Here is a 16,041-nt window from a genome sequence, read left to right as displayed (position 1 = left end):
AAAGGAAGAAAGCAAGATGAGGTTGGTGGGTTTCATCCTAGTAAAAGTAACTACCAATTACAAATATGCCATGATTGTCATTGGTCAGGTTTCCTGAAACCGTTAGCCTCCATTCTAAAGCTAAGCTGTATGAATGCACTCTATCGTAGTAAAAATCTGGTGTGGTATACAAGTTCCATTTTAATCCTAAACCTAATGAGCTTTGATTATAGCTAGATAGAGCGCGTTGTGGGCCAATTTCCAGTCTACGAAAATCATATTGAGCCAACCCATAGTAGCTTATAGTTTGCTTGGATGAAGTCTTTAGGGCTTCTGTATGGCCAATGTCAAACCTGGCCAAACCTAATAATTGTTCTGATTTCGGAAGATATAAGACATCAAAATAGAACAGTCTTTGCCACCAAGCTTCCTCAAAGCGCCAACCATTGCGCCACTCTCCTTGATCGAACAAGCTACCATTTAATCGAACTATGGCTTCCCAGTCACCAGATACAAAGCGTTGCGCCCCTAAACTTGTTTTTATATTGTGTTGATCAAATATTTTGTAACTAACACCGAGTTCTTGGCTCCAATCACTCAATGGGCGAGAGTCACTACCGTTGGCTGATAGTTGAGCATATACAGACCATTTTTTATTAGTAGTGTTAAAAAAGTATTCAGCTCTGCTGCTAATATTGTTGGTCGGAAGCGAATCTACCCCTAAGTTACTATTTTCGTAAAACACCTCCCCTAATATGGCACCACTCCCCTGAGAGAAACTTGCACTGAAATGCCAATTTTGAGATAAATCTCGATAATATTGATGCATATTCCAGTTTAGTTCTGCTGTTTTTGGTTCACTACCTTGGGTGTTAGTTTCTATTCCTTTTTTTACATAATGGATGGCGGCATCTTGTTGATTATTTTTGGCTGCGATATACCCTAATTGTTGCCATATTATGGTGTCTATTTCAGCCTCTCTCTCAGACAGGTTTTGAAGAATTTTATAGGCTTGTTGAGGTTGTGAGTCAATTAAGCTATATGCCAAAGATAGTTGATAGGTTTCTTGTTCAGGAGCGAGTTCAGTGGCATTTTGCCAAGCTCGTATTTCTTTGTTTTTTTGCCCTGTACCCTGATAAATAATGGCTTGTCTGGCCCATTGCTGTTCATTAAATTCATTTCTTTGGTTAATAAGTTGAGTCGATAAAGCTTGGGCTTTAGTGTATTGCTTTTGCTGAATTGCTAGCTCAATACCAAAATCTAACCAAGTCTCAGTATCATTCTCTGCTAAGAGCCAGAATTCCTGGGCTTTTTGATAGTTTTGTTGTTGATAATACAATTGCGCTAAATACAGAAAATCAGCCTGATTCCAGTTCAGTTCACCTAGTTTATCTAGGCTGTCTATTGCTGCTGAATGTTTGCCTAAGTTACCTTGTGCATATGCTATGGCTCGCAATGTTTCATCACTTGGTGTTAGCTCATATGATTTTTGCCAATATTGCAATGCTAGTGCTGGGTCTTCGTTAGCACTACACAGTGCTCGAGTTGTCCAACTCAGGGCTGTATTTATATTAGCTTGAGTCAAGATCTCAACTGCACTATTACAATCTTGATTAAGCCTTAACATTTCTGCGACTGTATCTTGAGAAAAACTAACTTTGGCTAAGCTATCAATGGCTACAGAGGTGAGTGTGTTTGGTAGCTGTTGGTAGAGCTGACTTATACGTTCAACTAAATTCTGGGGCATGCTTTGGGGGGCTGCAATAAGTCGTTTTTCTAGCAGCGCTAAGGTTTCTGTATGTTTATTTTGTTTGAGCAAAAGGAAGCTAGCAGTGTCTAAATATTGGTCATCCTTAGCATCACGGTATAACGCTATGAATTGTTTTGTTGCTAAATCTAGTTGCCCTAATTTTTCATAACTAAAAGCTAGAGTTTCTATGTAGCTATCAGCCAGTTTTGCTTGATTTATTTGATTGACCGCTAGTTGATATTCTTGCTGTGCTACATATCTTGAAATGAGTATTTTAGATATGGATCTAGAGTACTTGGCTCCGCTGGTGATGAGATTCTGCAATTGTTGATTACTTAACAGTGTTGCTGCATAGCTTAACCATAATTCCTGTTGCATGGTGTTTTCACAGCTGAGCAAATCCAGTTTTGCTCTACTTATCCAATTAAAAGATAGGGCAAGATCAATACGTTTTTGACAGCTTTTATGAAGATGTGACATGACTGCAAAGGCTGTGACCTTATCTTTGGAGTGTATTGCATGTTCAAGTTTTTGTTCTAATAAGCTGGAATTCAGCTGATGATATTTTTCTATCCATGCAAAGGCAGTATTTGTTTCAGGTATATTGCTAGCGGCGATGTTAGCCTGTAAATATTGATAATAAATATCAAAACTAAGCTGTGATTTTGGATCTTCTTGGGCAAAATTAAGCGCCTCTTGAGTTTTACCTATCTTGAGTAATGTCAACGCATAAAGGCGTTCAGCATCTGCAGTGCGGTTCTCCAATGGAATTTGTAAAAAGTATTTCTCGATTTCATCAAACTCCCCTAATTTGTTCGCTAATCTCATTTGTACCTCTAGTAGCTCTGGAGGTAGGTTGTCAATTTCACTTAACCATTCATATGTTAAAGAGTCTTGCCCTTTTGCAATGAGTCTAGATGCAACAACTTGATAATGGTATTGACGTTGTTGTGGTGGAGTATCTTCAATTAATTGCTTAAGTTCATCAGTTAAATCTAAGTTATTGTCAATAATTTGAGCTTCGATTAGGCGGCTTAGTAAGGTACCTCTTGAATCTTTTGGTATTGCAGAATAGACAGCAAACGCTTCGTTAGTCTGACCATTCGCTAACAGTAATTCAAACAGTAATACTTGATAGGGTTGATGCTCAGGTGCAAATTCAATGGCAGATTTTAATTCTAAAATGGCAGAAGAGTACTTACCTTCAGCTTGCAAACGATAGGCTTTTTCAAGGTAAGGGTAAGATACAAATTGCTGATAATCGGTCAGTTTTGCAAGAGTAGTAGGGACAAATAAGAGTAACAAAATAACCGTAAGAGATTGGCTCGCTCGATAACTCATTCCTTCTCTCCTTGCAGGTTTTCATAATGGGAGATAAGAGAGTCGATGTTTTGCTGCCTCGATTTTTGGAGCTCAATAATATCTTTTACAACTTGTTCACTGATTATTTGTTGTTTTACTAAATAATCACCTAATCGCAGTTGACTAGAATAATCAAACCCTAAAATAATTTGATTGAATACCGCAGGTTCTATGAAGCCAGCTTGTTGTAGGGCATCACCAAACATAATTTGAGAGTTGTAGTATTGGTCTAATATGACTTGCTGCATATCACTGGTTAAGGTTCCAGCTGCAACTTTTTGTTTGATTTTTGCTGTTGGGTTACTTTCTGCATCACCTAGGTAGTGGTATCTAATGCCTACGGTACAAGCGCCTAGTTGGCACAGCTGATATTCTATTTTTCTGTCTAATTGCCTTTCAATTGAAGCTAGAGCAACGGGAGATAACCTATTTTCCCCCGTTAATATAAGTTGGTCTTGTTCTTCCCTTAAAGGGAGTATGCGATACTTAAGTACTATGTCTTTGGGGACCAATTTGATGATGTCGTCTGCAATATCGAAAGGTGCTATTCGCTGATACTTTTTGCTAGCTTGTTCAGCTAGTGCTTCACCTAAGGTATCCATATCAATAAAGGCTAAACGGATCAGAGACTGGCCTAATTTTTCATCTGGTAAACGTTTTTCTAGTGCTAGTGTAATTTGTTGTTCAGTTACCTGGTGCTTTGATTTGAGAATACTACCTAGTGATTGCGTGTAGACCCGCTCGCTGACAGTGGGGTATTCGTGATCGGTATTATCCCAAGCAACCCTTCTTGGGTTTCCACCTTGGGCTATTACCTGTTTGATTGCCCGACAGTTTGCCAAGAAGTTTATTAAATTCCCCCAAACTAACCTAAATGGGCTAACCAATGCCTCGAGCATACCGTAGTATCTTCTGACAAAAATTATCCTTTGTATTATGCGGTTTACAAAAAAGCAGAAGTTTATTTGTATTAATAAAACAGTTAATTCATCATCCATGAAGATAGACATGAATCGGTATCCGTCTTGGGTTGTGTGCTCAAAAAGCCAGATGACTATTGCTTGCAGCGAAATTAAGGTGGCTAAAAAACTAAGAAAATGTGCGATCACTCCTTTGCGATCTCGCCACAAAAAGTAATTGAGTTTCCAATCCTTTGACCATTTATGTACTAGGGTACCTTGAAAAACAATGCCTACTATCCAACGGCTTTTCTGCCTCACTGAGGTGCTCAGTGTTTTAGGAAAATATTCTCTTACGCACACTACATTTCCGTCTCGCTTATTTCTACTTATGGACTTTTCAGCATAACGCGCATATTTTTTATCAGTGACTGAAAAACGCACAAATATTTCTTCCATGCCCCAAGCTTTCATCCTAAAGCTAATATCGTAATCTTCGGTTAAAGATTGAATATCAAATGGTAAGCCATCCCCTTCTTCGGTTAGTTTGATAATCGCACGGCGGCTAAAGCAGGTGCCGACTCCGGCGCTAGGTACTTGGCCGACAAAAGATTCACGTACAATAATATCTTTGCCGTGCATTTCTGAAAACTCATCTAAATAATGCCCTGCGGTGAAGTGAAGGGGGCCTCTGGAGAAGGGATAAACTGGTAATTGAATAAGGTCTTTATTTTCTAATAGATGGTTAAAAAGTCTTAATTCCATGGCTGATACAACATCTTCAGCGTCGTGGATGATAAAACCGTCAAACTTAACTTTGGTTTTTTCTTCAAAAGATAGGATAGAGGCTATGACATTGTTCAGGCAATCGGCTTTACTGGTTGGCCCAGGACGAGCACAAACAACTTTGTGGACATTAGGGTACTGTTTACAGACTAGATCAACATCATTTTGCGTAGCTGGGTCGTTTGGGTAAGTGCCAACAAATATTTGGTAATTTTCATAATCTAACTCGGCTGCAGTAAATTCTGCCATCCTAGCTACCACGCCGACTTCCTCCCAAGCGGGCACCATAATCGCCAAGGGCTTCTCTTTGGCTTTTAATAGGGATTTTTCATCAAATGTGGGGCGCTTTCGGTATATAAATATAGCTCGCCAAGCTTTGCGAGACCAATAATATATATCGATGATCACATCATCTACAGCGGAGATTAACAGTAATACCATCAAGACAACGGCTATATAACGCAGCGCGAACAGATAATTCGCAAATATATCTACCCAACTCATTTAGGATTCAAAGGCCTAATGCCTATTTTATATGGCCAAAAATGTACAATCCATGAACTTTAGGCAAACTAAATCTACAGTGACTACATGTCAGCTATGTCTTATTACTATATTATTCATTGAAGCTAACAGGTTCGGCAATCTACTTGTCTGAGATGTTAGATAGTTAACTAACACTAAGTATAACTGCTACCAAATACAGAGTTTTACAAATATTTAGGCAGTGCATTAGTTTGAATCTAGCAAAGAACAATGAAATCAATACAGGTGTGTACTGAGCAGCCTAAATTAGCAAAATTATAGCTAATGAATTATTCTCTTTAATTGAAAAATTATGCCAAACTATTTAATAATTCAAAAGCTATCTCTTTAATTTTATTGTGGTTTTATGAAATAAAGCTATTCCCCAGCAATTTGCATTTCGTCAATAAGCACTGAACCGGTGTGGATACTTCCGCGGGTTTCTTGTACAGAACCTATTGCGACTATATTCTTGAGCATGTCGGTTAGGTTACCGGCGATAGTGATTTCGTGAACTGGGTATTGAATGATGCCATTTTCTACCCAAAAGCCCGCGGCACCACGTGAATAGTCACCCGTTACAATATTAACTCCTTGTCCCATGAGTTCGGTAACAAGTAAGCCCGTGCCTAGTTTTTGCAGTAAAGCTTGGTCTGATTCACCTGTGTGCTTGATAAACCAGTTATGGATGCCACCAGCATGTCCTGTAGTTTGCATCTTGAGTTTGCGGGCGGAATAACTCGTTAATAGGTAATGATTGAGTATTCCTTCGCTGATTACATTCATGTCTTGGGTTTTTACACCTTCATGATCAAATGGAGAGCTGGCTAAGCCTTTTAACAAGTGAGGTCTTTCGTTAATTTCAAACCAGTCTGGTAAAATTTGCTGTCCTAATTTGTCTAGCATAAACGATGATTGCCTGTATAAGCTGCCGCCACTAATTGCACTGATTAGGTGACCGAATAATCCCGAGGCAATTTCACGATCAAATAATACTGGGACCTTACAGGTTTTTACTTTACGAGCTCCCAAGCGATCTATTGTAAATTTAGCGGCTTCCTTACCAATTTGCTCTGGGCTAGCTAACGATGATATTTCGCGGCCAACTGTATAGCTATAATCACGCTGCATATCTCCGTCTTGTTCGCCTATGACGACGCAGCTTAAGCTGTAACGACTGCTGTTATAGCCAACGTTAAGGCCGTGACTATTCCCATAAACTTTGGCGCCCAAGTTGGCATTGTAGGATGCACCATCAGAATTGCTGATGCGCTCATCAGCTGCTAAAGCACTGGCTTCAGCTGCTATTACTTGTTTAATGGCGTTTTCGGTATCTAGCTCAATGGGGTGAAATAAGTCTAAGTCGGGTGCGTCAAAGGCCATTAATGATTTATCAGCTAAGCCTGAACAAGGGTCGTCACTGGTGTGTTTAGCTATTTCTATGGCTTTTTCAACTGTAAGTTGTAAGGCTTTTGGTGACAAGTCTGCAGTAGAAGCGCTGCCTTTTTTTTGGCCTTGATAAACGGTAATACCTAAGCCGCCGTCGTTAGTAAATTCTACGGTTTCGACTTCTTTTAGGCGAGAAGAGACTGCTATACCTTCTACCTTTGACATGCTGGCTTCGGCTTGAGTTGCACCTTTCTGTTTTGCTAGCTTTAATACGTCTTCTACTATGTTTTGAATTTCTGTTAATTGTTGTTGCATGAGACCTTCGTTATTTGGCTACCGCTATTTTTCAAAACTCCGCCTCGAAACAATGGATTGGCTGAGCGTTGATTGATTTTCTGAGTAGTTTATTCTTGCATAGGGGGTTACAATCTCCCCTAGTGTATCACTAAAGATAAAGTCATGGTTGCCCCGAGAAAAAACAAAGATGTCGAAAATGAATTCGACCTTGTAGATGAAGCTGAACAACTCAGTAAAACTCAAATTAAAGCCCAAATGCTAGAAAGGCAAAAACTAGGTGAATCCCTTGTGCATCTTGGGCAGTCGTCTTTAGCAAAAATTCCTATGGAAGCTGAACTATTAGATGCCGTAATGCTTGCTCGTAAAATTTTGCGTAAAAAAGAAGGTTATCGTCGTCAACTGCAATTAATTGGTAAGATTATGCGTCATCAAGATATTGCTCCTATCGAGCAGGCGATGCTAAATATTAAATCAGCCCATAAAAAGTTAAATGACGCTTTTCATGAACTTGAGTTACTTCGCGACGCTATTTTGGCCGAAGGAGATAGTAAAATTGAAGAGGTGATTACAGATCACCCAATACTTGATAGACAAAAGTTGCGGCAGTATGTACGTCAAGCAAGTAAGCAGAAATCTGAAAATAAACCGCCTAAAGCTTCAAGAGAGCTCTTTAAGTATTTAAAGGAAGAAATAGGCGCATAAACTAGTCGTTAATGCATCTTAGTCATTTTGAATAGGCAGGTTTTTCTGTTTTTCCAAAATGACTATAGTGTATAGCTTGAACTAGATACCGTCGCTTCGATAGAGCAAACCACCAAAACTTAGGGTAAATATATTAAGCCGTTCCGCCCACGGTTAACTCGTCGAGTTTTAGAGTGGGTTGGCCTACGCCAACTGGGACACTTTGTCCATCCTTTCCACATACACCTACACCTTTATCTAGCGCTAGATCATTTCCTATCATAGATATTTTCTGCATAGCTTCTGGGCCATTACCAATAAGTGTTGCGCCTTTTATAGGTGTACTGATTTTGCCGTTTTCAATTAGGTAAGCTTCTGAAGTAGAGAATACAAATTTACCTGATGTGATATCTACTTGTCCGCCGCCAAAGTTGGGGGCGTATATGCCTTTATCGATAGAGGCAATAATTTCTTCGGGGCTATGTTCGCCGCCCAACATGTAAGTGTTCGTCATTCGGGGCATTGGCAAGTGGGCATAAGACTCACGTCTGCCATTTCCTGTTGGAGCAACACCCATTAAGCGCGCATTTTGTTTATCCTGCATGTAGCCTTTCAGTATGCCATCTTTAATTAGTACATTGTATTGAGTGGGCGTGCCTTCATCATCAACACTTAGTGAGCCACGTCTGTTTTCAAGGGTGCCGTCATCAACTACGGTACACCCTTTAGCTGCGACTTGCTCGCCAATACGGCCACTAAAAGTTGATGCGCCTTTACGGTTAAAATCACCCTCTAAACCATGACCCACTGCTTCGTGTAATAACACACCAGGCCAACCAGAGCCTAATACCACAGGCATTTGACCTGCAGGGGCGGCTATGGCTTGCATGTTGACTCTAGCCATATGAATGGCTTCATCTGCTATTTGCTGATATCTAGGTTTACCGTCTTGGTCTGCTGCAAAATAATCATAGGCGTAACGCCCGCCAGCGCCAGAGCTCCCTCGCTCTCTACGGCCGTCTTTTTCCATTAAAACAGAGCAGTTCAAGCGGATTAATGGACGTATATCGGTACAAAAAGTGCCATCTGTAGCAGCGACTAATATTTCTTCGTAAACACCGCTAATGCTAATGATCACTTGTGTTAATGATGACTCTTGTTGGCGTATATAGCTATCAACTGAGCGAAGCAGGGCTATCTTCTCTTGATCTTGCATGCCAAGTAATGGGTTTTCTGAATGATAACGCTGAATTTGTGAACTTGGTGTAAGTGATTTTACTTTATGCTTGCCACCAGAGGCTGAAATACTGCGAGCCGCTTTTGAGGCTTTTAATAATGCACTTGGAGAGATTTCATCTGAATAAGCGAAACCTGTTTTTTCACCACTTACCGCTCGAACACCAACACCGCGCTCAATGTTATAACTACCCTCTTTAATGATGCCATCTTCGAGAACCCAAGTTTCATGTTGGCTGGCTTGAAAATATAAGTCAGCAAAATCGTTGTCGTGCTTGTATATGCTATCTAGTGCTGTTTCAAGGTTGGAACGAGTTAAATCTGACGCATCCAATAAATTTGTTTCCACTAGATTAGACAAGGTGACTCCTGAATTTGTTATGTTGGTAGACTGGCATGTTATTGCGAATTTCAGTCAATAAATTATGGTCAATTGGGCTTTGTATTAACCCTGTTTCGGTGGGGAGTTCTGCGAGTTTTTCACCCCAAGGAGAGATGATACAGGAGTGCCCGTAGGTTTGTCGCTTATTCCTGTGTTCACCTGTTTGATTTGCCGCCACTAAATAGCATTGATTTTCGATAGCTCTGGCAGTTAATAGCGCTTCCCAATGTGCGCTGCCGGTCTTCTTAGTAAAAGCAGCTGGTAGGGTTAAAATATCTAACTTGTGTATTTCAGCCATGGCCTGAAACATAGCTGCAAAGCGAATATCGTAACAAATAGCTAGCCCTAAGGTACCGAAAGGGGTGTCAACCACAACTAGTTTGTTACCAGCTTGGGTGTTACGAGATTCAAAGTAACTGCCTGTATTGTCGGCAACTTGTACGTCGAATAAGTGAATTTTTTGGTACTCTTCAACCAGCTCTCCTTCACTGTTAATCAGTAAGCATGAAGCTGTATATTTTTCCTTTAAGTTACAAGTGATTGGCATGCTGCCCGCCACTAACCAAACATTATATTGTTTGGCTAAGTCCTTGAGTTTACTTTGAATGGGCCCTAGGCCAAGATCTTCAGCAATGTCGAGTAGCTGATGTTCTTTACCTCCGAAACACGCAAAACACTCGGGCAAAACCACTAAACATGGTTGCTCAGCCTGTAAAATTTGTAATTGCTGCTCCACAAATTGCAAGTTTTCTTCAACCGTATCTGAAGAGGTCATTTGAATGGCTACAAGGTTACTCACTAATCGGCTCCTCTTCTGGCATATTGATATCTGTTGGGATATCCAGTTCTTGGTCTACTGGTTGTAAAGATTCAGGCACTTTTTGAGCCGGTAGTGCGACTTCGCGACTATCGCGGCCTAATTCTGTGATGACAGGTTCGTCTATGGTGCCCGTTAGTGAAAAGTTAATGTTAGATATGACTTTTGCAGAGGTTAACATTTGGTCTATGGCTAATGCGGCAATGGCTGTAGCTGGGTTAACCATCCAAGCGACGATTACCGGCAAGCTTGAGGTAATCTTTGGTGTAAATTCGATATTATAGTTTAGTTCTCTGGCCGTTAAGTCTGTGTATCCTTTCATAATGATTTCACCCGCCCCGCCATCAACTACTGTGTCTCTGGTGTCGGCTATACCATCATGAATTTGAAAACTGCCGTTAATTTCGTCGTAGAAAAAGCCTTTTGCGAATACATCTCTAAAATCCAGCTTTAATTTGCGGACTAAAGATTCAAAACTGAGAATACTAAAGATTCTAGAGCCTTTATCTGTAATTTCAGTGATGTAACCGTCACTCAAGCTCCAATCAATTTGACCATTTAGGGTATCGAAATTAAATTCGTAAGGCGCTTTTTGCCAACTTAAATCAAAGGTAGATTGAGCTTTTGAATCTTTCACTCCTGAGTTTACTTTGAAGCCTTTTAGTAGTGCACCAAAGTCTGAACTATTGAATTCACCTTGCAGCCTAGTGCTACTTTTACCGCCTGTTATAAACCAATCCCCCGTTCCAAAAAACAGGCCGTGGTCGTTATCCACACGAATATCATCTATTTTCATTCCTGTTGCAGCACGGGATAACTTAAGGTCTATTTTCCCTAGGTTATTTTCCATAAAGCTACAACGCAGACATGAAAAATTAATAGGCGGTAAAGAGTCGATCGAGTCTTCGATTGCTACTGTGTTTGTGGGGGGGTCTTCACTAGCCGCGGCAGATTGCCAAGTATCTAGGGCTATAAAATCAGCATTAATGTCTATGCCTTGCTCTAACCAATCTTTATGTAATGCGATGTCCATTCTGGCTTGCTTGGCATTGATATCTAACAACCAGCTGTCAGTGTTGTTTTTGGCCACAACCTCAAAATCGGTCAGTTGTTGCGAGGAGAAGGTGGCGATATCAGCATTAATAAAAATTCTCTTTGGTGCTTCAAGTATAGGTTTGTGGTCACTTGTTGATTTTTCACTCAATAAGGTTTGCATGGTGTTAAGCCAAGGTGTTGCATCAAACTCGGCTACGTCTGCTGAGATGCTGAAACCCAGCCCCATGCCAACTAAGTCACTTTTACCTATAGACAGGTGTGCCCGTGAAAACTGTTTATCTTGATGGGGCAATATGCCATTAAACTCAATTTCCTCTCCAAGGGTGAGCTTTATAGTTGAGGCTTGTTGATTGCCTTCGCTTGTTATAATTAAAGGTAAGGCTTGCTCAGCCTGTTTAGCAAAAGGCTTAGGTAATGAAGACTGTACTGCCATCAAGTCACTGCTGAGTTTTGCTGTAAATTGAAAACCTTGACTAGGGATAGTTAATGCTACATTGGCTTGCCATTCTCCGGTTCCGCTAAGGTAGTTGGCAAGCTGAGGATGATACTCTTCTAGTATGGGAGTGACTTTGCAATTTCCGGTTATATCTATATTTGTATGATAGCCAGAGGTTTGTTGGTCTCCAGATAGTGTAAGAGAAATGGGCTGCTTGAATAACAGGGCATCTATTTTTTCAATATTAATTTTGTCATTTACAAAGGTTAGTTGCCCCTGACTTTCAGATAAAGACAAATTCAAATTCGGAATGGTGACATCATTACCCAATAGGTTCACTGCGCCTTTTGCGACAATATTTTTGCCTGTCAAGGGGATGTTTAAATCTAAGTCTGTAGTGACAGGGCCTTCAACAATAACTTGTTGTAGGACTTTACCTAAGGTACTTGCCAAATTACTTTGTGATATCAGCAGGCTAGCTTCTTGCCCAGTGGCTTTTGCTTTTGCTGCTATCGTTAGCGTGGCATTTTGTGTGAATGAGGGAATAGATGCGCTTAAATCTACTAAAGCCGCATCCATTAAATTAGCCTGCTTGCTTTTAATTGTTAGGCTCTCGTTAGTAAATAGCAGGTTAGCGGATATATTGCTTAATGCTGGCCATTGCGGAGCAAATTTAAATTGTCCATCGGTAACATCAAACTGCGCTTGAAATACCCCCTGATTGTCTGTAAATGGAAAATCTGTCAATACGCCGTGCCACAATAATTGGGCATTGTTAATTTTTCCATCTTGTATGGCATTGACTAAGTAGGCTCTGGTTTTTTTGCCCATTTTCTCTGTCGGGTAGAGTTGTGTCAGAGCCTCAACATGCATAGTGTCAATGGTGGATTTGAATGCCAAATAACCATCCATAGTATTAAATGAAAAGTCTGGATTTAAGGTGATGAGCTCACTTTTAAATACTGCATTATCAGTGTCAAACTGTATCCCTTCAGAGGATTTTTGAATGTGTAAGTCAGCATGAAATCTTTGATAGTCTATGTTTTCAGGTAATAAGTTATCTATAAAGAGAGTGCCACTTTTACTTTTTATTGATACCTTGCCGCTGTCATTATTCCAATTAAAGTCTGCGTCTAAGCCACTCACCCCTGGTAGATAATTATTTTGCTGCCAAGATATATCGCTAATAGCGGCATGAATGGTTAAATTACCATTAAGCGTACGCTGGATAGAAAGATTATTTAAGGTCGCGTCTGGCTGGATTTTCTCGAGTCGCAGCATATCTTGGTGTTTGAGACTCAACGCTAACATAGGTAACAGAGTGTCAAGTTTAAGGGGCGTAAGGTGCTGTATCGACGCGGTACCTTGGGCGTCTATTTTTCCTTTCCAATTTGATACTGATACTTGATCGTTTACTTGCAAGGTTAGATTGTCAAAATTGAACACCCAATCATCATTAATAGGGCTACCATTGATTTGACCTTGTAATACGTTGGCTTCTAAAGTTTTAGATGGTTGGCTACCTTGGGGTGTTTGCCATGCAAAACGACTATTAGATAGATCCAGTTGCACAGATTGAATGGCTTTATTTTGTATGTCGGCCCACATCACAAAACTGCCTCTACTTTCAACTAATTCGTGTTTACTGGTTACCCATTGTTGAACCCATGGGGAAAGATCTACTTCTTCACCTTCAGCAAAAAAAGTCCCGTATATTTCGCTGCTTTTACCGTATAAGTCCAATACAAATGAAGCTGAATTTTTGGCTATTTCTTCAATTTGTAATTGACCTCTACCTTGGTGATGTTCCTCTCTATTTAACCAAGATACTTGGTCAATTAAGACAACCTGTTGTCCTTTTAGAGTATTGAGAATTATTTTACTGTCACTCACTGAAAACGATTGAAGTTGCTGTAAAAACAATTCTTCTAAAGCTTCTACTATAGGGTAATCGGATTTACCTGTTTTTAAGGTAGTTAGGTCTAAGGAGAGCTGCATATTACGCAAATCAAATTCATTTGATTTAATTTGCATAGCAAGTATAGATTGCCAAAAATCAACTTCAATGGCGGTTTCATCAATTAACAGGCTTACCGGAGATTGTTGATTTTGGGTTAACTCTATATTTCGCAATACTATTGCGGGCCCTAAACCTCTCCACTGAGCACTGATTTCAGCTATGGTAAGTTCAGCGCCTACCCTTTCAGACAACCAGTCTTCAAGGTGATGCTTTTGCTCATTCATGTAAGGCAAGGAATAACGCAACAAAGTAAGACAAACTGCAACCAACACAAGGCATAGAGCGGCTAAGCCCCAGAGCTTTTTCAATATGTATGCGACGTAAAATGACGCAGATTTTTGGTTAGTTTTCACTTTTTTTGATAGCGTTTTGGGTATTTGGTTTAATTACATCATCACCACGTCAAACTTGTCTTGGCTATACAAGGATTCTGTGTGGACTTTTATTTGTTTACTTACAAACAGTTCTAATTCAGCCAGCATATGTGACTCTTCACCTAGTAAAGCTTCTGTTACATTAGGTGCGGCGTATACAACAAACATATCAGCATCATAAGCACGATTGACTCTAACTATTTCTCGCATAATCTCGAAACAAACTGTTTCAATAGTTTTTACTGTGCCCCGACCTTTACAGACTGGGCACTCTCCACATAGTACATGCTCTAAGCTCTCTCGAGTACGCTTTCGAGTCATTTCGATTAGACCAAGGGAAGTAAAACCGTGAATATTAATCTTAGCCCTATCGTTAACAGTAGCAACTTCTAAGCTATGCATTACTCGTCTTTTGTGATCTTCGACTGTCATGTCGATAAAATCGATTAATATCATGCCTCCTAAGTTTCGGAGTCTTAATTGTCTTGCAATGGCCTGTGTTGCTTCAATATTGGTATTAAAAATGGTTTCTTCTAAGTTACGATGCCCCACAAATGCGCCGGTATTGATATCAATAGTCGTCATGGCTTCAGTTTGATCGATAATCAAATAACCTCCAGATTTTAGGTCGACTCTTCGCTCGAGTGAGCGTTGTCCTTCATTCTCAACATCGTATAAGTCAAATATAGGGCGGTCGCCAGGATAGTATTCAAGTAATTTATTAAGTTCAGGTACATAGTCCTTAGTAAACTGTTGTAACTCTTGAAAGCTTAGTTTGGAGTCTACCCTTATACGGTCAAGTTCTGTGCCTACAAAATCCCGTAAAACCCGCCTTGCCAAAGGAAGATCTTCATAGAGCATGTGTGTTTTATTTTTTAGTCGAGAGCCTATCTTTTCCCATAAGCGTCGTAAAAATTTGGCGTCTTGTATTAATTCTTGCTCTTTCACACCTTCGGCAGCTGTGCGTAAAATGAAGCCGCCATCTTCACTGCAAAAGTCTTGGACGATTTTTTTTAATCTTTCTCTCTCTTCTTCTTCTTCGATACGCTGTGAAATACCTACATGCTCAACACTGGGCATAAATACTAAATATCGTGAAGGAATTGTAATGTCTGTGGTGAGTCTTGCTCCTTTAGTACCAATCTGATCTTTTACCACCTGTACAACTATATTTTGACCATCTCGGACTAGTTCGCGTATATCAGGCTTTTCAATATCATTAGGTGAAACCGCTTCTTCTACTTCGTTGTGGAAGGCGATATCTGAGGCATGTAAAAACGCGGCTTTGTCGAGGCCTATATCCACAAACGCTGCTTGCATACCAGGCAGTACCCGACTTACCTTGCCACGATAAATGTTTCCTACTAAACCACGTTTAGTATGTCGCTCAATATGAATCTCTTGCAGAATTCCGTTTTCTATTAATGCCACCCTTGATTCAGAGGGCGTGACGTTGATTAATAATTCAGCACTCATGGGTGATCCCTAGCTCAGCTAATAAGGTTTTAGTTTGATACAAGGGTAACCCTACTACTGCGCTATAACTACCTTGAATATGTTTCACAAATTGTCCTCCCAACCCTTGGATAGCATAACTTCCTGCCTTATCTTTAGGCTCACCCGTTTGCCAATATTGCTTAATTTGTTTTTGACTCAAAGGGCCAAAGGTCACTTGCGTCGGTACCACTATATGTTTGTGTTGTGTCGCGGTGACAATGGCTACTGCCGTTAATACTTGGTGGGTATTATCCGACAATATACTTAGCATACGCATTGAGTCGGCTTGGTCTTTTGGTTTTCCAAAAATCTCACCTTCTATGGCAATTGCTGTATCTGACCCTAACACTACATCTTTACTTTCACCTATGTGTAAAGATGCTTTGGCCTTTTCTAAGGCCATCCTTAGCACATAAAGTTCAGGTTTTTCGTCTCCAATCGGTTTTTCGTCTATAGCGACAGCTCTTTGTATAAAAGGGATTTTAATCTGTTTTAGTAGCTCTACTCGCCGAGGGGACTGTGACGCGAGTATTAATGAAGGTTGATTTAGCATAG

Annotated in this window: 9 protein-coding genes; 1 reads left to right on the top strand and 8 read right to left on the bottom strand. The window is 40.2% G+C overall.

What is annotated here, in order from left to right:
* Nucleotides 1-37: 37 nt before the first annotated feature.
* The 3 genes from EOK74_RS09830 to pmbA form a co-directional block, all read right to left on the bottom strand.
* Nucleotides 38-3,070, bottom strand: a complete 3,033-nt coding sequence (locus tag EOK74_RS09830) for an NfrA family protein (protein WP_133469832.1) — start codon at nucleotides 3,068-3,070, stop codon at nucleotides 38-40.
* Nucleotides 3,067-5,280, bottom strand: coding sequence for a glycosyl transferase family protein (locus EOK74_RS09825; RefSeq protein ID WP_133469831.1), 2,214 nt, complete (start codon nucleotides 5,278-5,280; stop codon nucleotides 3,067-3,069). The genes EOK74_RS09830 and EOK74_RS09825 overlap by 4 nt, the downstream gene beginning before the upstream one ends.
* Nucleotides 5,281-5,679: 399 nt before the next feature.
* Nucleotides 5,680-7,005: a metalloprotease PmbA gene (pmbA, locus tag EOK74_RS09820; protein ID WP_133469830.1), complete on the bottom strand. Its 1,326-nt coding sequence runs from the start codon at nucleotides 7,003-7,005 to the stop codon at nucleotides 5,680-5,682.
* Between the two features lie 144 nt (nucleotides 7,006-7,149).
* Between pmbA and yjgA the strand changes: the two genes are divergently transcribed.
* Nucleotides 7,150-7,689 (top strand): ribosome biogenesis factor YjgA, encoded by a 540-nt coding sequence (gene yjgA, locus EOK74_RS09815; protein ID WP_133469829.1) that lies wholly within the window; start codon nucleotides 7,150-7,152, stop codon nucleotides 7,687-7,689.
* Between the two features lie 133 nt (nucleotides 7,690-7,822).
* Here yjgA and tldD read toward each other — a convergent pair whose 3' ends face one another.
* The 5 genes from tldD to EOK74_RS09790 are packed head-to-tail and all read right to left on the bottom strand — an operon-like array spanning nucleotide 7,823 to nucleotide 16,039.
* The gene (gene tldD, locus EOK74_RS09810) at nucleotides 7,823-9,265 is read right to left on the bottom strand and encodes a metalloprotease TldD (RefSeq protein ID WP_133469828.1); all 1,443 of its coding nucleotides are present in this window, start codon (nucleotides 9,263-9,265) and stop codon (nucleotides 7,823-7,825) included.
* Entirely contained in the window at nucleotides 9,258-10,085 is an 828-nt protein-coding gene (locus EOK74_RS09805) for a carbon-nitrogen hydrolase family protein (protein ID WP_166638747.1), read from the bottom strand. The genes tldD and EOK74_RS09805 overlap by 8 nt, the downstream gene beginning before the upstream one ends.
* Nucleotides 10,078-13,968 (bottom strand): YhdP family protein, encoded by a 3,891-nt coding sequence (locus tag EOK74_RS09800; protein ID WP_133469827.1) that lies wholly within the window; start codon nucleotides 13,966-13,968, stop codon nucleotides 10,078-10,080. The genes EOK74_RS09805 and EOK74_RS09800 overlap by 8 nt, the downstream gene beginning before the upstream one ends.
* 33 nt (nucleotides 13,969-14,001) lie before the next feature.
* Entirely contained in the window at nucleotides 14,002-15,465 is a 1,464-nt protein-coding gene (gene rng / locus EOK74_RS09795) for a ribonuclease G (protein ID WP_133469826.1), read from the bottom strand.
* Nucleotides 15,455-16,039: a Maf family protein gene (locus tag EOK74_RS09790; RefSeq protein WP_133469825.1), complete on the bottom strand. Its 585-nt coding sequence runs from the start codon at nucleotides 16,037-16,039 to the stop codon at nucleotides 15,455-15,457. The genes rng and EOK74_RS09790 overlap by 11 nt, the downstream gene beginning before the upstream one ends.
* Nucleotides 16,040-16,041 lie beyond the last annotated feature (2 nt).

It is taken from the genome of Paraglaciecola marina (assembly GCF_004360155.1).
In the GTDB taxonomy this organism is placed as follows: Bacteria; Pseudomonadota; Gammaproteobacteria; order Enterobacterales; family Alteromonadaceae; genus Paraglaciecola; species Paraglaciecola marina.
The sequence above is the reverse complement of the archived record's forward strand: the minus strand, read 5'-3'. Positions and strand labels throughout refer to the sequence as shown.